Raw genomic sequence first — 19,069 nt, 5'->3', positions numbered from 1 at the left:
ATCGCTGCCGTCAGCGACGTCTTGCCATGGTCAACGTGACCGATCGTGCCAATGTTGACGTGCGGCTTATTGCGCTCAAACTTGCTCTTTGCCATTAGTGGCTCTCCATTCTTGTCCCTTGACGGGAATAATCTTCAAAATTCGGTGGGGCGTACCCCGATCACTTCTGACCGGAGTACTTAGCCTGGATTTCCTGAGCCACGTTCGACGGAACCGGCGAATAGTGGTCGAACGTCATCGAGTACTGAGCGCGACCCTGCGACATGGAGCGCAGGTTGTCGACGTACTTGAACATGTTCGCGAGCGGAACATGTGCATTGATGACGACGGCGATACCACGGCTTTCCTGGCCCTGGATCTGACCACGACGGGAGTTCAGGTCGCCGATAACGTCGCCGACATAGTCTTCCGGCGTTACGACTTCGACCTTCATCATCGGCTCGAGAAGCTGTGCACCAGCCTTCTTCGCTGCTTCACGGAAGCAGGCGCGCGATGCGATTTCGAAGGCGAGAACGGACGAGTCAACATCGTGGAATGCACCGTCGATCAGCGTCGCCTTGACACCGAGCATCGGGAAGCCAGCGAGCGGACCGGAAGACAGAACGCTTTCGATACCCTTCTGAACGCCCGGGATGTATTCCTTCGGAACAGCACCACCGACGATCTTCGACTCGAACTTGAAGTCTTCGCCTTCGGGGTTCGGTTCGAAGATGATCTTCACGCGAGCGAACTGACCGGTACCACCGGACTGCTTCTTGTGCGTGTAGTCTTCTTCGTGCTGACGCGTGATCGTTTCGCGGTAGGCAACCTGCGGCGCGCCGACGGTGGCTTCAACCTTGAACTCGCGACGCATACGGTCAACGAGAATGTCGAGGTGAAGTTCGCCCATGCCCGCGATGATCGTCTGACCGGACTCTTCGTCGGTCTTGACGCGGAACGAAGGATCTTCAGCAGCCAGACGGTTGAGCGCGAGGCCCATCTTTTCCTGGTCGCCCTTGGTCTTCGGCTCGATCGCGATCTGGATGACCGGCTCGGGGAATTCCATACGCTCGAGGATAACCGGCTTCAGCGGATCGCAGAGCGTGTCGCCAGTGGTGGTTTCCTTGAGGCCAGCCAGAGCAACGATGTCGCCGGCAAAGGCTTCTTCGATGTCTTCACGGCTGTTGGAGTGCATCTGCAGCATACGGCCGACGCGCTCGCGCTTGTCCTTGACCGTGTTGATGACAGACGTACCCTTTTCGAGCTTGCCCGAGTAGATGCGTGCGAAGGTCAGCGAACCGACGAAGGGGTCGTTCATGATCTTGAACGCGAGCATGGAAAGCGGCTCGCTGTCGTCGGCATGACGCTCGATTTCGGCTTCGGTCTTGAAGTCGATACCCTTGATCGCCGGAATGTCCAGCGGAGAAGGCAGGTAGTCGACAACAGCGTCGAGAAGCGGCTGAACGCCCTTGTTCTTGAACGCGGTACCGCAGAACATCGGGTGGAACTTCACGTCGATGGTGCCGCGGCGAACAAGCGCACGGATCTTGTCGTTGTCGGGCATGATGCCGTTCAGGTAGTCTTCCATCGCTTCTTCGTCGATCTCGACAACGGTCTCGATCAGCTTTTCGCGATATTCGTCAGCCTTGGCCTTCATGTCCTCAGGAATCTCGACGACGTCCCACTGAGCGCCGAGCGATTCGTCGCGCCAGATGAGTGCGTTCATCTCGATCAGGTCGATAACGCCCTTGAACTCGGTCTCAGCGCCGATCGGCAGCTGCATGACAACGGCGATGGCGCCGAGGCGGGTCTTGATCATTTCTACCGAGCGGTAGAAGTCAGCACCGGTCTTGTCCATCTTGTTGCAGAAGATCATGCGCGGAACATGATACTTCTCAGCCTGACGCCAGACGGTTTCCGTCTGCGGCTCAACACCGGCGTTGGCGTCGAGAAGGGCGATAGCACCGTCGAGAACGCGCAGCGAACGCTCGACTTCAATGGTGAAGTCAACGTGGCCGGGGGTGTCGATGATGTTGAAACGGCGCATCTTGCCGTCGCGACCCTTCCAGAAGGTCGTGGTCGCAGCAGAGGTGATGGTGATACCACGCTCCTGCTCCTGTTCCATCCAGTCCATCGTGGCAGCGCCATCATGAACTTCGCCGATCTTGTGCGACTTACCGGTGTAATAAAGAATACGCTCGGTGGTCGTCGTCTTGCCGGCGTCGATATGCGCCATGATACCGAAATTGCGGTAGTCTTCGATTTTATATTCGCGAGCCATAATGGACTGCCTTTCGATATGCGACCGTTTAAGATTACCAGCGGTAATGCGAGAATGCGCGGTTGGCGTCGGCCATCTTGTGCGTGTCTTCGCGCTTCTTGACAGCGGAACCACGGTTGTTCGCAGCGTCCATGAGTTCGCCGGAAAGGCGATCGACCATGGTCGTTTCGTTACGCTTGCGAGCAGCGGTGATCAGCCAGCGGATGGCGAGAGCCTGGCGGCGCTCCGGACGAACGTCGACCGGGACCTGGTAGGTTGCACCACCAACGCGGCGCGAACGCACTTCAACGTGCGGAGCAACGTTGTCGAGGGCGGAGTGGAACACGCCGAGCGGCTCCTGCTTCGTCTTGCCCTGAACGACGTCGAACGCGCCGTAAACGATGCTTTCTGCAACCGACTTCTTGCCATGAAGCATGATGGCATTCATGAACTTGGTGACGACCAGATCGCCGAACTTCGGGTCCGGGTTGATCTCACGCTTTTCTGCACTATGGCGACGGGACATATTCTTTGTCTCTCAATGTTATTGACGCTTTACCACGCGGAGAACCTCGCGCAGCGCCGGAATTTGTTTAAACCCGAATTACTTCGGACGCTTCGCACCGTACTTGGAGCGGCGCTGCTTGCGGTTCTTGACGCCCTGGGTATCGAGAACACCGCGGATGATGTGGTAACGCACGCCCGGCAAGTCCTTTACGCGGCCGCCGCGGATCATGACCACGGAGTGTTCCTGAAGGTTGTGACCTTCGCCCGGAATGTAGCCGATGACTTCGAAGCCGTTGGTGAGGCGGATCTTGGCAACCTTACGCAGAGCCGAGTTCGGCTTCTTCGGGGTCGTCGTGTAAACGCGGGTGCAAACACCACGCTTCTGCGGGTTTTCCTGAAGAGCAGGAACCTTGTTGCGCTTTACCTGTGCCTGGCGAGGCTTGCGGATCAGCTGGTTTACGGTAGGCATATAACCATCCCTTGCAAAAACTACTTTAGCCACCCTCACGGGTGGCGGCTATGCCGTTGCCGGCGACGATGCACGCATATATCCTCATGCGCAAAACGTGGCCCGATCCGTTTTCACGGATGGACCACCAAGAGCAGAGGACACCGGATGAGGCGTCTTGCGTGCAACATTCGTGTCTTCTACGTGCAATGGAGACCCGTTTGAGATGATGTTCGGGAAAAAGCTTACCGAACGGACAGCACCCACAGAGGCTCCGATGGCGGGCGTACTACTGTTTTAGCCAGCTTTCGTCAAGGGTGAATCCACATTTTGCGCCACCACCCCTTGCCGCAAAGCCCACGCTAGGGCCATTTCCAACGCGCTTTAACATAAGTCCGCGCAGAAGGCAGCGATTTTGACCTCCACGCTTTGGCTTTTCATAAAATCCGTCTATTGATTCCCTCAGGGCGGGCCGGATCGGTCTCGCCACCCGCGGGACCGATTCCATCGGCCCGCATGACAGCAACGAAAGATCAAGGAACGCGTCATGACCACCCTCCCCGACAACGACAACGGACGCGACGAGCCGATGGTCTTCATCGTCATCGGCAAGGCTTACGAAACCGACAACTCCGAGGGTATCGACATTCACGTCATCCTCAGGGCGCCGGACGACGATACCGCCGTGCGCGAAACGCTGAACGCGCTTTCCGAGGAAGGTTTCATCGAAGCCGATCTCGACCAGATCGGCATGCTGACCGAGATCCCGGATGAAGAGCCTCACGCCTCCGCCTATCAGGGCGCGCTCGAAGGCGAGGTCGCCATCATCCGCTTCGCCTGAGGTTCAAGCCATGGCGGTCAGACGTGTCGTCGCCAACATAGCAACACCAGACCCCGCGCGGGCGCAGGCGTTCTACGGTGACATTCTCGGCATGCCCGTCGCCATGGATCACGGCTGGATCGTCACCCACGCCAGCCCGCTCGAAGCGCGGGTTCAGGTGAGTTTCGCACGCGAAGGCGGCTCCGGCACGGATGTGCCGGACCTCTCCATCGAGGTCGACAACTTCGACGAGGTCCACGCCCGGATCCTGACGGCCGAGCTGCAGATCGAATACGGCCCCGCAGTCGAGGCGTGGGGTGTACGCCGCCTGTTCGTGCGCGACCCGTTCGGCAAACTCATCAATATATTAAGTCACTCATAGATTATATACTTTAAATACAGTAGTATTAATTCTTTATACATTGAATATCCAACCGACCTCAGCTTAGAATAGTTCCGACGCAAATTTTCGGTGGCGGGTTGGATACTATATCGTCGGCAGACATTATCGATGACATTTATGAAGCGGCGCTTTTTCCCGACCGCTGGATGCCGGTTCTGGTAGCTATCTGCCGTCATCTCAACTTCTGGGGCGGCGCGATTACCTGGGGCAAGGGAGAAGACCAGGTGTGGCTTCACACGCCGAGCTTTCAGGAGCTGATGAAGGACTTCGCGGCAGGCGGCTGGAACCACCGCAATGATCGCCTCAGCCGCATCGCCCGGGAAGGCCAATTCTCCTTCGCGCAGGATTTGGACGTCTTCAATCATGAGGAATGGGCCGAGCTGCCGATCGTTCGTGACTTCCTCATGCCCCGCGGTTTGGGATACGGCGCGGCGACACAGGTTGCTCCACCCGGCCATCCGGAGATGACAGTGCTGTTTGAACGCAGGCTAGACGCCGGCACTATCACGCCCGAGACCATGGCAGCACTCGGCGGACTAAGGCCGCATATCGCCCGCAGCCTAACCCTCGCAACACAGCTGCAGCGTCAGAAGGCCGATGCGATGACACTTGGCCTCAACGCCATTGGCGCGCCGGCCGCAGTGCTGCAGACGAGCGGCCACATCCTTTCGGCCAACGATCTGTTCCTGTCATTACAGAAATGCTTCTCCGCCCGCACGCGCGACAGAATCACCATTGCCGATGAGAGAGTGAACCGGCTGCTTTACAAGGCACTCTCTGGGCATGACGCCGGTTCCTTCCCTCTTCCCGCCAGCGAAGACGGCGCCTGCATTCTCCACCTCATACCGCTGCGCAAGAGCGCACTGGATTTCTCACCCAACGGTAACGCCATCGCGCTCGTATCGCAGCCGACGGGCATAATTGCCGACGCAAACACATTGCTCAAGGGTCTCTACGATCTAACCAGGGGCGAAGCGCGGGTAGCGCTGGAAATCATGAAGGGGCTTTCGCTTCCGGCGGTGGCGAAGCAGCTGAAAGTCTCGCACGAAACCGTGCGCAGCAACGCCAAGTCTATCTACGCGAAGACCGGCAGCACCGGCAAGGCCGACCTCGTTCGCCGGCTTTCCGTTCTCACTCGCTATAACATCCGCGGACAGGCCTAACCCATTTGCGCCGATGGATTTCCGGGTTGACCGGAAAAGGGCAAGAAGCTTCCAAATTCCGCTCAAACAAAAAAACGCCCGGATTGCTCCGGGCGTTTTGTTCGGAACTTTGGCGGGGCTTCGCAAAGCCCCTGCCCTTCCCGCCTTATTCGGCGGCCGGAGCCTGGTCCGTCATGTCCTGCAGCATCTGGTTCGCAGAACCTGCACCGGTGCCCTTGCGGCGTTCCTCGAGAATGAGGTCGTCGCGCGAGGTGGCGATGCGGCGGATCTGCGTCATGGTGCCGCCAGTACCAGCCGGGATGAGACGGCCGACGATGACGTTTTCCTTGAGGCCCTGCAGCGTGTCCGTCTTGCCGGCAATCGCAGCTTCCGTGAGAACCTTGGTGGTTTCCTGGAAGGATGCGGCCGAGATGAAGGACGGCGTCTGCAGCGAAGCCTTGGTAATGCCGAGCAGAACCGGCTCGCCATAGGCAGGCTTCTTGCCTTCTTCGATCAGGCGGTCGTTGTTGTCGTCAAGCTCGATGCGATCGACGTTGTCACCAACGATGTACTGGCTGTCGCCAGCATCGGTGATTTCAACCTTCTGCAGCATCTGGCGAACGATCACCTCGATGTGCTTGTCGTTGATCACAACGCCCTGCAGACGGTAGACTTCCTGGATTTCGTTCACGAGGTAGGAAGCCAGAGCCTCCACGCCCTTGATCGCCAGAATGTCGTGCGGTGCCGGGTTACCGTCGAGAATGTATTCACCCTTTTCGATATAGTCGCCTTCCTGAAGGTGGAAGGGCTTGCCCTTCGGGATCAGGTATTCGACGGGCTCGACGCCATCTTCCGCAGGCTCGATCATCACTCGACGCTTGTTCTTGTAGTCGCGGCCGAGACGGATCGTACCATCGATCTCTGCGATGATGGCGTGATCCTTCGGACGACGGGCTTCGAACAGTTCCGCAACGCGTGGCAGACCACCGGTGATGTCCTTCGTCTTGGCGCTTTCCAGCGGCGAACGTGCAAGCACGTCACCCTGGGACACCTTCGCACCCGGCTCGACCGACAGGATGGCATCAACCGAAAGCTGGAAGCGGGCTTCACCACCACGGGCAAGCTTCGCAACAGCGCCGGACGCGTCCTTGATGACGATCGCAGGCTTCAAGTCCGAACCGCGCGGCGTCGAACGCCAGTCAATGACCTGACGCTTGGTGATGCCGGTGGATTCGTCGGTCGCTTCCAGTACGGAAAGACCATCGACGAGGTCTTCGAAGTGAACGGTACCTTCCACTTCCGTCATCATCGGACGGGTGTAGGGGTCCCACTCTGCAAGACGCTGGCCACGCTTTACCTTGTCGCCATCATCAACGAAGATCTTCGAACCGTAGGCCACACGCTGCGTGGAACGCTCCGCGCCGCGCTCATCAAGGATCGTAATGGACATGTTACGGCCCATGGCGATGAGAACGCCTTCGGAGTTCCGCAGGATGTTGCGGTTCTTGATCTGGATCGTGCCTTCATAAGACGCTTCGAGGAACGACTGGTCGACCACGTTTGCCGTGCCACCAAGGTGGAACGTACGCATGGTAAGCTGCGTGCCCGGTTCACCGATCGACTGAGCGGCGATAACGCCAACGGCTTCGCCCATGTTGACAGGCGTACCGCGTGCAAGGTCACGACCGTAGCAGACGCCGCAGACACCAACCTGCACTTCGCAGGTGAGCGCCGAACGGATGCGAACGGACTGAATGCCAGCCTTCTCGATGGCAGCCACATCGGCTTCGTCGATCAGCGTACCGGCCTTGACGATGTTCTCGCCGGTGACCGGGTTGTCGATGTCGTCCAGAGCCGTACGGCCGAGGATACGCGCGCCGAGCGAAGCAACCACCTGACCGGCATCGACGATGGCCGTCATGGTGAGGCCCTTGTCGGTGCCGCAATCCCTGGAGTTGACGATGCAGTCCTGCGCGACGTCGACGAGACGACGGGTCAGGTAACCCGAGTTCGCCGTCTTCAGGGCGGTGTCTGCGAGACCCTTACGGGCACCGTGGGTCGAGTTGAAGTACTCGTTAACGGTCAGGCCTTCCTTGAAGTTCGAGATGATCGGCGTCTCGATGATTTCACCCGACGGCTTCGCCATCAGGCCGCGCATGCCGCCCAGCTGACGCATCTGGTTCGGAGAACCACGAGCACCCGAGTGCGACATCATGTAGATGGAGTTCATCGGCTTCTGACGGCCCGTTTCCGGATCGAACTCGACAGCCTTGATGCGTGCCATCATCTCTTCGGCGACCTTTTCGGTAGCCTTGCCCCAGGCGTCGACAACCTTGTTGTACTTTTCGCCCTGGGTGATGAGACCATCATTATACTGCTGTTCGTATTCCTTCACGAGAGCTTCGGTGTCGCCGACGATCTTCACCTTGCTGTCCGGAATGACCATGTCGTCCTTGCCGAACGAAATGCCGGCGCGGCAGGCATGGGCAAAGCCGAGCTGCATGATGCGGTCGCAGAAGATGACCGTGTCTTTCTGGCCGCAATGACGGTAGACCGTGTCGATCATCTTGGAGATGTTCTTCTTGGTCATTTCCTGGTTGCAGACGTCGAAAGGCACGTTGACGTTCTTCGGCAGAAGTTCGCCAATCAGCATACGGCCGGGGGTCGTCTCATGGATCTTCGAAACCGGCTTGCCATCGGCATCCACGGTCTTGAAGCGACCACGGATCTTGGCATGCAGCGTCACGACCTTGTTTTCAAGCGCGTGATGCAGCTCACCGATGTCGGAGAAGGCCATGCCTTCGCCCGGCTCGTTCTGGTTCATGATCGACAGGTAATACAGGCCGAGAACCATGTCCTGCGAAGGAACGATGATCGGGTGGCCGTTTGCCGGATGCAGGATGTTGTTGGTCGACATCATCAGCACGCGCGCTTCCAGCTGGGCTTCCAGCGAGAGCGGAACGTGAACAGCCATCTGGTCGCCGTCGAAGTCGGCGTTGAAGGCCGTGCAGACGAGCGGGTGCAGCTGGATGGCCTTGCCTTCGACCAGCATGGGTTCGAAGGCCTGGATACCCAGACGGTGCAGCGTCGGTGCGCGGTTCAGCAGAACCGGATGCTCGCGGATGACCTCGTCGAGGATATCCCAGACTTCCGGCTTTTCCTTTTCAACCAGCTTCTTGGCCTGCTTGACGGTCGAGGAGTAACCCTTGGCGTCGAGGCGGGCATAGATGAACGGCTTGAACAGTTCGAGCGCCATCTTCTTCGGCAGACCGCACTGGTGCAGCTTCAGTTCCGGACCAGTCACGATGACCGAACGGCCGGAATAGTCGACGCGCTTGCCGAGAAGGTTCTGGCGGAAGCGGCCCTGCTTGCCCTTGAGCATGTCGGAGAGCGACTTCAGCGGGCGCTTGTTGGCACCCGTGATGACACGGCCGCGACGGCCGTTGTCGAACAGCGCATCGACGGATTCCTGCAACATACGCTTTTCGTTGCGGATGATGATACCCGGCGCACGAAGCTCGATCAGGCGCTTCAGACGGTTGTTACGGTTGATGACGCGGCGATAGAGATCGTTGAGGTCGGAAGTCGCGAAACGGCCGCCATCCAGCGGAACCAGCGGGCGCAGGTCCGGCGGAATGACCGGAACGACCTTCATGATCATCCATTCCGGACGGTTGCCGCTTTCCATGAAGTTCTCGACGATCTTCAGGCGCTTCATCAGCTTCTTCTGCTTCAGATCAGAAGTCGTTTCAGCAAGCTCGACGCGCAGGTCGCCGGCGATCTTTTCGAGGTTCATCGAAGCCAGCATCTCATAGATGGCTTCAGCGCCGATCATGGCGGTGAACTGGTCTTCGCCGAATTCGTCGACGGCGATCATGTACTCTTCTTCGGACAGAAGCTGGTTCTGCTTCAGCGAAGTGAGGCCCGGTTCGGTGACGATGTAGTTCTCGAAATAGAGAACGCGCTCGACATCCTTCAGCGTCATGTCGAGCAGGGTCGAGATACGCGAGGGAAGCGACTTCAGGAACCAGATATGGGCAACCGGCGCTGCGAGCTCAATATGGCCCATGCGCTCACGGCGAACGCGCGACAGCGTGACTTCGACGCCGCACTTTTCGCAGATGATGCCCTTGTACTTCATGCGCTTGTACTTGCCGCACAGGCACTCATAGTCCTTGATCGGTCCGAAGATACGCGCGCAGAAGAGACCGTCGCGTTCCGGCTTGAACGTACGGTAGTTGATGGTTTCCGGCTTCTTGATCTCGCCGTAGGACCACGACAGGATTTTTTCCGGCGAAGCGATCGAAATCCGGATGGAATCGAAATGCTGCGCAGGCACCTGAGGATTGAAAAGATTCATGACCTCTTGGTTCATGCCTTGTCTCCTTGAGAGGCTAGCTGCTGCCCCTGTTTGCATCTGGACCGGCTTCTTCCCGGGTCACCGTCCAGAGCTTTAAATACGGATTAACCGCATAATGCGGCGAAAGTGTCCCGAACCGGCCAATACCGCCCGGGAAACCGGCAGGCGCCCTTGAAGGCGCCCGCCTCTATCGTCTTATTCCGCCGCGTCGGGCAGCTGGTCTTCGGGCTGGTTCTCGATCTTCGAGTTTTCCAGTTCGACCGAAAGACCGAGCGACCGCATTTCCTTGACGAGAACGTTGAAGCTCTCCGGAATACCGGCTTCGAAGGTGTCGTCGCCACGGACGATCGCTTCGTAAACCTTGGTGCGGCCCGCCACGTCGTCCGACTTGACGGTGAGCATTTCCTGCAGCGTGTAAGCCGCGCCGTATGCTTCCAGAGCCCAGACTTCCATTTCCCCGAAGCGCTGTCCGCCGAACTGCGCCTTGCCGCCCAGCGGCTGCTGGGTAACGAGCGAGTAAGGACCGATCGAGCGAGCGTGGATCTTGTCGTCGACAAGGTGGTTCAGCTTGATCATGTACATGTAGCCGACGGTGACCTTGCGGTCGAACGGCTCACCGGTACGACCGTCGTAAAGGACGGACTGACCGGATTCATGCAGACCTGCCTTCTTCAGCATCGCGGCAACGTCAGGCTCATGCGCACCGTCGAAAACCGGGGTCGCGATGGAAACACCGCGCTTGGCTTCTTCGGCAAGCTTGACGAGCGAGTCGTCATCGAAACGCTGAACCTCGTCATTGGCTTCAGACGCGTAGATTTCCGTCAGCTCGCTGCGGAGCTCGCTGATGTCCATCGTCTTGCGATACTCTTCGAGCATCTCGCCGATCTTCTTGCCCATGCCTGCGCATGCCCATGCGAGGTGGGTTTCGAGGATCTGGCCGACGTTCATGCGCGAAGGCACGCCGAGCGGGTTCAAGCAGATGTCGACATGCGTGCCGTCTTCGAGGAACGGCATGTCCTCGACCGGAACGATACGCGAGACGACGCCCTTGTTACCGTGACGGCCGGCCATCTTGTCGCCCGGCTGGATCTTGCGCTTAACGGCAACGAAGACCTTGACCATCTTCATGACGCCCGGAGGCATTTCATCGCCGCGCTGGACCTTTTCGACCTTATCCATGAAGCGCTGTTCAAGGCGCGACTTGGATTCGTCGTACTGGCCACGAAGCGCTTCCAGCTCGGACTGAGCCTTTTCGTCTTCGACCGCGAACATCCACCACTGCGAGCGGGGATATTCGGAAACGACGGCGTTGGAAAGCTCGACGCCCTTCTTGAAGCCCTTCGGACCGGCGATGGAAACGTGGCCACGCAGCATGTCGATCAGACGGCCGTAGACGTTACGGTCGAGGATCGCCTGCTCGTCGTCGCGGTCCTTCGCCAGACGCTCGATCTCTTCGCGCTCGATAGCCATCGCGCGCTCGTCCTTCTCCACACCGTGACGGTTGAAGACGCGGACTTCGACGACCGTACCGAACGTGCCCGGAGGCATGCGCATGGAGGTGTCGCGAACGTCGGAAGCCTTTTCACCGAAGATGGCGCGCAGAAGCTTTTCTTCCGGCGTCATCGGGCTTTCGCCCTTCGGCGTGATCTTGCCGACGAGGATGTCGCCCGGCTGAACTTCCGCACCGATGTAAACGATACCGGCTTCGTCGAGGTTCTTCAGCGCTTCTTCCGAAACGTTCGGAATGTCGCGCGTGATTTCTTCCGGACCAAGCTTCGTGTCGCGCGCCATCACTTCGAATTCTTCGATGTGGATGGAGGTGAACACGTCGTCGGAAACGATACGCTCCGACATCAGGATCGAGTCTTCGTAGTTGTAGCCGTTCCAGGGCATGAACGCGACGAGCGCGTTGCGGCCGAGAGCCAGATCGCCGAGGTCGGTCGACGGACCGTCCGCGATGATATCGCCCTTGGAGATGTTGTCGCCGACGGAAACCAGCGGACGCTGGTTGACGCAGGTGTTCTGGTTCGAACGCTGGAACTTCTGCAGACGGTAGATGTCAACACCGGACTTGCCGGCATCGAGGTCTTCCGTGGCGCGGATAACGATACGGGTCGCATCCACCTGATCGACCACACCGCCACGACGGGCTGCAATGGCAGCGCCGGAGTCACGGGCAACGATCGGCTCCATGCCGGTACCGACGAACGGTGCCTCGGCGCGCAGAAGCGGAACGGCCTGACGCTGCATGTTCGAGCCCATGAGAGCGCGGTTGGCGTCGTCGTTTTCCAGGAACGGAATGAGAGCCGCTGCGACCGAAACGAGCTGCTTCGGCGAAACGTCCATCAGGTTGATGTTGTCGCGCGGTGCGAGCATAACTTCGCCCGAGTGACGGCAGACGACGAACTCTTCCGAGAACGAACCGTCTTCATTGAGCGGCGCGTTGGCCTGCGCGACGTAATACTTGGCCTCTTCCATGGCGGAGAGGTAGATCACGTCGTTGGTCACCTTGCCGTCGACGATCTTGCGGTACGGGCTTTCGATGAAGCCGTACTTGTTGACGCGGGCGAAGGTGGCAAGCGAGTTGATCAGACCGATGTTCGGGCCTTCCGGCGTCTCGATCGGGCAAATACGGCCGTAATGGGTCGGGTGAACGTCGCGGACTTCGAAGCCGGCGCGCTCGCGGGTCAGACCACCCGGTCCAAGAGCCGAAAGACGGCGCTTGTGGGTGATTTCCGAAAGCGGGTTCACCTGGTCCATGAACTGCGACAGCTGCGAGGAACCGAAGAATTCACGAACGGCGGCGGCTGCCGGCTTCGCGTTGATCAGGTCCTGCGGCATCACGGTGTCGATTTCGATCGAGGACATACGTTCCTTGATCGCACGTTCCATGCGCAGAAGTCCCAGACGATACTGGTTTTCCATCAGTTCGCCGACAGAACGGACACGGCGGTTGCCGAGGTTGTCGATGTCGTCGATTTCGCCCTTGCCGTCGCGCAGTTCGACCAGCATCTTGACGACGGCGAGGATGTCTTCCTTGCGCAGCGTGCGCACGGTGTCTTCCGCATCGAGGTCGAGGCGCATGTTCATCTTGACGCGGCCAACAGCCGACAGATCGTAACGCTCTGCATCGAAGAACAGCGAGTTGAACATCGCTTCCGCCGATTCCATGGTCGGCGGCTCACCCGGACGCATGACGCGGTAGATGTCGAACAGGGCTTCCTGACGGTTCTCGTTCTTGTCGGCAGACAGCGTGTTGCGGATATAGGCGCCAACATTGACGTGGTCGATGTTGAGGACCGGAATCTCGTCGAAGCCGGACTGCAGGATGAGACCGAGGGTCTTCTCGTCGATTTCGTCGCCGGCTTCGAGATAGATTTCACCCGTCTCGTAGTTGACGATGTCTTCGGCCAGATAGTTGCCGTAGAGGTCTTCGTCGGTCGCCTTCAGTGCCTTCAGGCCCTTCTCCGTGAGCTGACGGATCAGGCGCGGGGTCAGCTTCTTGCCACCTTCGACAACGACTTCACCGGTATCGGCGTCGATCATGTCGGTGATGACCTTGGCGTTCTTCAGCGTCTCGGGCTGGAACGGAATGCGCCAGCCGTCGCCGTCGCGCTCATAGGAAGCCTTGGTATAGAAGGTCGACAGAATGTCTTCGCCATCCATGCCAAGCGCCATCAGCAGCGAGGTCACGGGAATCTTGCGGCGACGGTCGATACGCGCATAGACGATGTCCTTGGCGTCGAATTCGATGTCGAGCCAGGAACCGCGATACGGGATGACGCGGGCAGCGAAGAGCAGCTTGCCCGAAGAATGGCTCTTGCCCTTGTCGTGATCGAAGAACACGCCCGGCGAACGGTGCATCTGCGAAACGATGACGCGCTCGGTGCCGTTGACGATGAACGTACCGTTATTGGTCATGAGCGGCATGTCGCCCATGTAGACGGACTGTTCCTTGATGTCCTTGATGGACTTCGCGCCGGTATCTTCATCGATATCGAACACGATGAGGCGCAGCGTCACTTTCAGCGGCGCCGCATAGGTCAGATCGCGCTGGCGGCATTCCTCGACGTCGAACTTCGGCGCTTCGAATTCGTAGGACACGAATTCAAGCATGGAGGCGCCGGAAAAATCGGTGATCGGGAATACGGACTTGAATACCGCATTCAATCCCTCGTCGGGACGGCCACCCTTGGGCTCGTCAACCATGAGAAACTGGTCGTACGAAGCCTTCTGAACCTCGATGAGGTTCGGCATTTCCGCTACTTCTGGAATTTTGCCGAAAAACTTGCGTACGCGCCTGCGACCGTTAAACGAAAGGGTCTGAGCCATCGTCGCTCCTTTAAAATTGCATCCGGGCCTGCAACGGACGGGAACCGATGGCCAGTCGATCCCGTCAAGCAATGGGTGTCATCAATCTCGTTCCACATCCCGGATCGATCAGGCCGGATTGCCTAGATGAGCCGGTTCGGAACCATTCTCTTGAAGAACCCATTACCCAAAAGCCATTTTCACGCGGCTTTTGGGTAATGAGTTTTAAAAACGATGACGACGGAAAGGGGCATGAAGCCCCTTCCCGCCAGCAATCGCAAGATTACTTAACGTCAACCTTGGCGCCTGCGTCCTCAAGCTTCTTCTTGAGATCAGCAGCTTCAGCCTTGGAAACGGCTTCCTTGACCGGCTTCGGAGCGCCTTCAACGAGGTCCTTGGCTTCCTTGAGGCCGAGGCCGGTGATGCCGCGAACTTCCTTGATGACGTTGATCTTGTTGGCGCCAGCGTCAACCAGGATAACGTCGAACTCGGTCTTTTCTTCTTCCGGAGCAGCAGCAGCAGCAGCGCCGCCAGCAGCAGCAACGGCTACCGGAGCAGCAGCGGAAACGCCCCACTTTTCTTCGAGAAGCTTGGACAGTTCTGCAGCTTCCAGAACGGTCAGCGAGGAGAGGTCTTCTACGATCTTTGCGAGATCAGCCATTTTGATAGTTCCTTTTGTTCAGTTCGAACCAGTTTGAATATTTACAGCGAAAAACCGCCTTAAGCGGCTTCGTCCTTCTTGGCGTAAGCCGAGAACACCCGTGCCAGCTGGCTTGCAGGTGCGGCGACAACCGTAGCAACGCGAGTTGCCGGGGCATTGAGAAGGCCCAGCAGCTTTGCGCGCAGCTCGTCCAGCGAAGGCAGGGTCGCAAGCGACTTGACTGCTTCGGCGTTGAGCGTGGTTGCACCCATGGCACCACCGAGAACAACGACCTTGTCGTTGGTCTTGGCGAAATCCATGACGACTTTCGGAGCGATCATCGGGTCGACGCTGTATGCAATCAGCGTCTGGCCCTTGAAGAGATCTGTCATCCCTTCCGACTCCGTGCCCTGAAGAGCGATCTTGGCCAGGCGGTTCTTCGCGACCTTGACGGTGCCTCCGGCAGCGCGCATCTTCGAACGAAAGTCGTTCATCTGCGCAACGGTGACACCAGCATAGTGGGCCACGACAACCGAACCGGAAGCCTTGAAGACTTCGTTCAGCTCCGTGACGAATTCGCGTTTTTCCGCTCTTTCCACTGTCTGTCTCCAGTAGACGGGAACACAACATGTGAACCCGTCGGGTTTGCCTTTGCCCCAAGGGACCTTTTTACAAAGATCCCGAGCGACGCTCGAGGATCCTGTCCCCCGCTCTGTCGCCGCAAACGGCTTCAGGCACAGGCACACCAGGTTCGAACCGGACAGTCAGGCATCGTTTCGATGCCTCAAATCCAGCCTCACCCGTCTCATGCAGGTTGAATGATTAAGGCCAGGTCCCGAAAGACATGGCCACCCGCAATCTCGGACAGGAGTTCCGGGTTTCCCCGGAAATCTCCGGCTCCTGGGAGCCGGAAATTCTTTTATTCACACTTCCCTTGGGAAGCGCGAGAATTGATTAAGCCGTAACCGACGAAGGGTCGATCTTGACTCCCGGACCCATGGTCGAGGAAATCGCGACGCGCTTGACGTAGTTGCCCTTGGCACCGGTCGGCTTTGCCTTGATGACGGCATCGGCGAAAGCCTTGATGTTTTCTTCAAGAGCCTTGGCGTCGAACGAAGCCTTGCCAACGCCAGCGTGTACGATACCGGCCTTTTCGACGCGGAACTCGACAGCGCCGCCCTTGGACGCCTTGACGGCGCCGGCAACATCCATCGTTACCGTACCAACCTTCGGGTTCGGCATCATGCCACGCGGGCCGAGTACCTTGCCGAGACGGCCAACGAGCGGCATCATGTCCGGGGTCGCGATGCAACGATCGAAGTCGATCTTGCCGCCCTGAACGATTTCAACCAGTTCTTCTGCACCAACAACGTCAGCACCGGCAGCCGTGGCTTCATCAGCCTTGGCGCCACGGGCGAAGACGGCGACGCGAACGTCCCGGCCGGTGCCGTTCGGCAGGTTGACGACGCCACGAACCATCTGGTCCGCATGGCGCGGGTCAACGCCGAGGTTCATCGAAACTTCAACGGTTTCGTCGAACTTGGCAACCGCACGTTCCTTGACCATCGAAATGGCGTCGGTGAGAACGTAGAGCTTGTTCGGATCCACACCTTCGCGGATCTTCTGAATGCGCTTTGCTACCTTGGCCATGATCAACCTACCACTTCCAGGCCCATGGCGCGGGCAGAGCCCTCAACCATTGCCATTGCGCCTTCGATGTCGGCTGCGTTCAGATCCTTCATCTTGGCTTCAGCGATCGTCTTGACCTGAGCCTTGGTAATGGAGCCGACCTTGGCGCCCTTGCCAGGCGTCTTGGAACCGGAGGTGATCTTCGCTTCCTTCTTCAGCCAGTAGGTCATCGGCGGCTGCTTCATGACGAAGGTGAAGGACTTGTCCTGGTAATAGGTGATGACGACCGGAATCGGCATACCCTTTTCCATTTCCTGCGTGGCGGCATTGAACGCCTTGCAGAATTCCATGATGTTAATGCCACGCTGACCAAGTGCGGGACCGATCGGCGGGGACGGATTGGCCGCCCCGGCCTTTACCTGCAACTTGAGCTGGCCTGCAACTTTCTTAGCCATATCTCTCTGCCTTTCAATTCAAACCGGTTACCCGGCTTCTCTTAAGCCGGATTGCTCCGGCGGCTGCGGTTGCGTGGTGCGGCGCCCTGCCCCGGCTTAAAGAGCCAGTTAGCCTTCCACGCGCTTGGGGCTTCGCCCCGCCAATCAGACCTTCTCGACCTGATTGTATTCCAGCTCGACCGGCGTAGCGCGGCCGAAAATCGAAACTTCCACCTTCAGGCGCGAACGCTCTTCGTCGACATCCTGAACCACGCCGTTGAACGACGCGAACGGACCGTCGGAAACGCGAACCTGCTCGCCGATCTCGAACGAAACCGAAGACTTCGGACGCTCGACACCTTCCTGAACCTGACCGAGTATACGCTCGGCTTCATAATCGGGAATCGGAACAGGCTTGCTGTCCGAACCGAGGAAACCGGTAACCTTCGGCGTGTTCTTGATGAGGTGATAGGCCTCATCCGTCAGGTTGGCACGCACCAGCACGTAACCTGGAAAAAACTTGCGCTCGCTGTCGACCTTGCGGCCGCGACGCACCTCGACCACCTTTTCGGTCGGCACGAGGATTTTCTCGAAAAGATGATCCAGGCCCTTCTGACGGGCCTTTTCCTCGATCGACTCAGCGACCTTCTTTTCGAAATTCGAATATGCGTGAACGATATACCAGCGCGCTGCCATTTTTATTCTCCGTTCGATCCTTCCACCAGGCCTTTGACCGCGCCGTTACCGGCCTACGTTCAGCACCAGGCTGAGCAGCCAGCCGATGAGCTGATCCGCAGCAAAGAAGAACAGAGCCGCAAAAATGACCATCACCAGCACCATAGCCGTCGAAATCATGGTCTCGCGGCGCGACGGCCAAGTGATTTTTGACGCTTCGGCGCGAACCTGCTGCAGAAACGTAAACGGATTGGTTTTGGATGCCATTGACTGCCCACGCAATTACGGCGCGTAAAGCCGAACTAATCAGCCCCACGCACCGCGTGTCTGTTTTGCCCCTACATAAACACCGATTCCCTTTTTAACAAGAGGAAATCGACATTCCGCGAAATTCGCCGGAAATCCGGCACCCATCTGCCATGCAGCGAGGACCCGCGCTTGCGAATGGAAAGTGGCAGGGGCAGAGGGGCTCGAACCCCCGACCTGCGGTTTTGGAGACCGCCGCTCTACCAACTGAGCTATACCCCTTGATCACCTGAACCGGCCGCGAAATCGCTTGGCCAATTCGGTATGCGCTCCTTTAAGGTGCAGGGAAAAGAATGGCAAGTGTGTTTTTTGTTTTTTCACATTGTCTGGCAAAATACCCCGGCATGCCCCTCCCACGGGTACATCGGTCAATTCGCTGATCTTCCCCGCATTTCACAGGAACGCCCATGAGCATCTATCTCGTCCGTCACGGCCAGACCGAATTCAACGCCGTTCGCCGCTGGCAGGGCCAGGTCGATTCGCCTTTGACGGAACTGGGGCTGCAACAGGCGATGCGCATGGGCCGCAGGCTCGCCGCGCTGATCGAAACCGATGAAGTCCATATTTTCTCCAGCCCGCTCGGCAGGGCGAGACAGACCTGCGAAATCGTCGCAGGCGAAATCGGCATGATCGACGGCATCACCCTCGATCCCGGCCTTATGGAGATCGGCTTGGGGGTATGGGACGGCATGACGGATTACGAGATCGATTATGAATATCCCGGCATGCGCGACGGGCTGGATCGATACGAGTGGTTCTTCCACGCGCCGGGCGGTGAGACATTCGAAAGAATGACAAGCCGCGTGGCCCGCAGCCTGGAGACCATTCAGCAGAGACAGGCGCGCGATGCGATCGTCATCTGCCACGGCATCACCAGCCGCCTGTTGCGCGGCGTCTATGCGAACCTTCCAAAGGAGGAAGCATTGCGCCTTGATGTGCCGCAGGACGCATTCTTCCATCTCAAGGATGGCGATATCGTCCGCATCGACTGCTGAGCCTTTTAGGGCAATAAAAAACCCCGCCGTTTCCAGCGGGGTTTTCTTCAATCCCTTGCGGGTTTGAAATTACTCGACGATCGAGGCAACGATGCCGGCGCCGACGGTACGGCCGCCTTCGCGGATAGCGAAGCGCAGCTTTTCTTCCATCGCGATCGGA

General features: G+C 58.4%; 17 protein-coding genes and 1 tRNA gene. 4 read left to right on the top strand and 14 right to left on the bottom strand.

What is annotated here, in order from left to right:
- The 4 genes from F3H58_RS26695 to rpsL all read right to left on the bottom strand — a co-directional run.
- A partial coding sequence (locus F3H58_RS26695; RefSeq protein ID WP_018010120.1) for a GTP-binding protein occupies positions 1–95 on the bottom strand: 95 nt, incomplete at its 3' end.
- Between the two features lie 65 nt (positions 96–160).
- Positions 161–2,260, bottom strand: coding sequence for an elongation factor G (fusA, locus tag F3H58_RS26690; protein ID WP_149744402.1), 2,100 nt, complete (start codon positions 2,258–2,260; stop codon positions 161–163).
- A 34-nt stretch (positions 2,261–2,294) separates the two neighbouring features.
- Positions 2,295–2,765 carry a 30S ribosomal protein S7 gene (rpsG, locus tag F3H58_RS26685; RefSeq protein WP_003507761.1) on the bottom strand — a complete coding sequence of 157 codons (471 nt, stop codon included), beginning with the start codon at positions 2,763–2,765 and terminating at the stop codon, positions 2,295–2,297.
- A gap of 78 nt (positions 2,766–2,843) precedes the next feature.
- Entirely contained in the window at positions 2,844–3,215 is a 372-nt protein-coding gene (gene rpsL / locus F3H58_RS26680; protein WP_003507760.1) for a 30S ribosomal protein S12, read from the bottom strand.
- A 526-nt stretch (positions 3,216–3,741) separates the two neighbouring features.
- Here rpsL and F3H58_RS26675 point away from each other — a divergent pair.
- From F3H58_RS26675 to F3H58_RS26665, 3 genes are all read left to right on the top strand, one after another.
- Entirely contained in the window at positions 3,742–4,035 is a 294-nt protein-coding gene (locus F3H58_RS26675; RefSeq protein ID WP_149744401.1) for a transcriptional regulator, read from the top strand.
- Between the two features lie 10 nt (positions 4,036–4,045).
- Positions 4,046–4,396 (top strand): VOC family protein, encoded by a 351-nt coding sequence (locus F3H58_RS26670; RefSeq protein WP_149744400.1) that lies wholly within the window; start codon positions 4,046–4,048, stop codon positions 4,394–4,396.
- A gap of 98 nt (positions 4,397–4,494) precedes the next feature.
- A complete protein-coding gene (locus F3H58_RS26665) occupies positions 4,495–5,580 on the top strand; it encodes a helix-turn-helix transcriptional regulator (protein WP_149744399.1) in 1,086 nt (361 codons plus the stop codon).
- A 145-nt stretch (positions 5,581–5,725) separates the two neighbouring features.
- On the opposite strand, the gene rpoC is transcribed toward F3H58_RS26665, so the two are convergent.
- The 9 genes from rpoC to F3H58_RS26620 all read right to left on the bottom strand — a co-directional run bounded on the left by rpoC (position 5,726) and on the right by F3H58_RS26620 (position 18,136).
- The gene (gene rpoC, locus F3H58_RS26660) at positions 5,726–9,934 is read right to left on the bottom strand and encodes a DNA-directed RNA polymerase subunit beta' (protein ID WP_149744398.1); all 4,209 of its coding nucleotides are present in this window, start codon (positions 9,932–9,934) and stop codon (positions 5,726–5,728) included.
- A gap of 180 nt (positions 9,935–10,114) precedes the next feature.
- Positions 10,115–14,251 (bottom strand): DNA-directed RNA polymerase subunit beta, encoded by a 4,137-nt coding sequence (gene rpoB / locus F3H58_RS26655; RefSeq protein WP_003523727.1) that lies wholly within the window; start codon positions 14,249–14,251, stop codon positions 10,115–10,117.
- A gap of 262 nt (positions 14,252–14,513) precedes the next feature.
- Complete coding sequence (gene rplL, locus F3H58_RS26650) at positions 14,514–14,891, bottom strand: 50S ribosomal protein L7/L12 (RefSeq protein WP_004442635.1); 378 nt, start codon at positions 14,889–14,891, stop codon at positions 14,514–14,516.
- Between the two features lie 59 nt (positions 14,892–14,950).
- Positions 14,951–15,469 carry a 50S ribosomal protein L10 gene (rplJ, locus tag F3H58_RS26645; RefSeq protein WP_003523725.1) on the bottom strand — a complete coding sequence of 173 codons (519 nt, stop codon included), beginning with the start codon at positions 15,467–15,469 and terminating at the stop codon, positions 14,951–14,953.
- Between the two features lie 355 nt (positions 15,470–15,824).
- Complete coding sequence (gene rplA / locus F3H58_RS26640) at positions 15,825–16,520, bottom strand: 50S ribosomal protein L1 (RefSeq protein ID WP_003523724.1); 696 nt, start codon at positions 16,518–16,520, stop codon at positions 15,825–15,827.
- A gap of 2 nt (positions 16,521–16,522) precedes the next feature.
- Complete coding sequence (rplK, locus tag F3H58_RS26635) at positions 16,523–16,954, bottom strand: 50S ribosomal protein L11 (RefSeq protein ID WP_003523723.1); 432 nt, start codon at positions 16,952–16,954, stop codon at positions 16,523–16,525.
- A 144-nt stretch (positions 16,955–17,098) separates the two neighbouring features.
- Entirely contained in the window at positions 17,099–17,629 is a 531-nt protein-coding gene (gene nusG / locus F3H58_RS26630) for a transcription termination/antitermination protein NusG (RefSeq protein ID WP_003523721.1), read from the bottom strand.
- A gap of 45 nt (positions 17,630–17,674) precedes the next feature.
- Positions 17,675–17,875, bottom strand: coding sequence for a preprotein translocase subunit SecE (gene secE, locus F3H58_RS26625; protein WP_003523719.1), 201 nt, complete (start codon positions 17,873–17,875; stop codon positions 17,675–17,677).
- Positions 17,876–18,060: 185 nt separating this feature from the next.
- A tRNA-Trp gene (locus tag F3H58_RS26620) sits at positions 18,061–18,136 on the bottom strand.
- 185 nt (positions 18,137–18,321) lie between these two features.
- Here F3H58_RS26620 and F3H58_RS26615 point away from each other — a divergent pair.
- A complete protein-coding gene (locus tag F3H58_RS26615; protein WP_149744397.1) occupies positions 18,322–18,909 on the top strand; it encodes a histidine phosphatase family protein in 588 nt (195 codons plus the stop codon).
- Between the two features lie 69 nt (positions 18,910–18,978).
- Here F3H58_RS26615 and F3H58_RS26610 read toward each other — a convergent pair.
- A partial coding sequence (locus tag F3H58_RS26610; RefSeq protein ID WP_022719208.1) for an EF-Tu C-terminal domain-related protein occupies positions 18,979–19,069 on the bottom strand: 91 nt, incomplete at its 5' end.

It is taken from the genome of Rhizobium sp. NFACC06-2 (assembly GCF_900101425.1).
GTDB classification, from domain to species: Bacteria; Pseudomonadota; Alphaproteobacteria; order Rhizobiales; family Rhizobiaceae; genus Agrobacterium; species Agrobacterium leguminum.
This window is presented reverse-complemented; position numbering and strand designations above follow the sequence as displayed.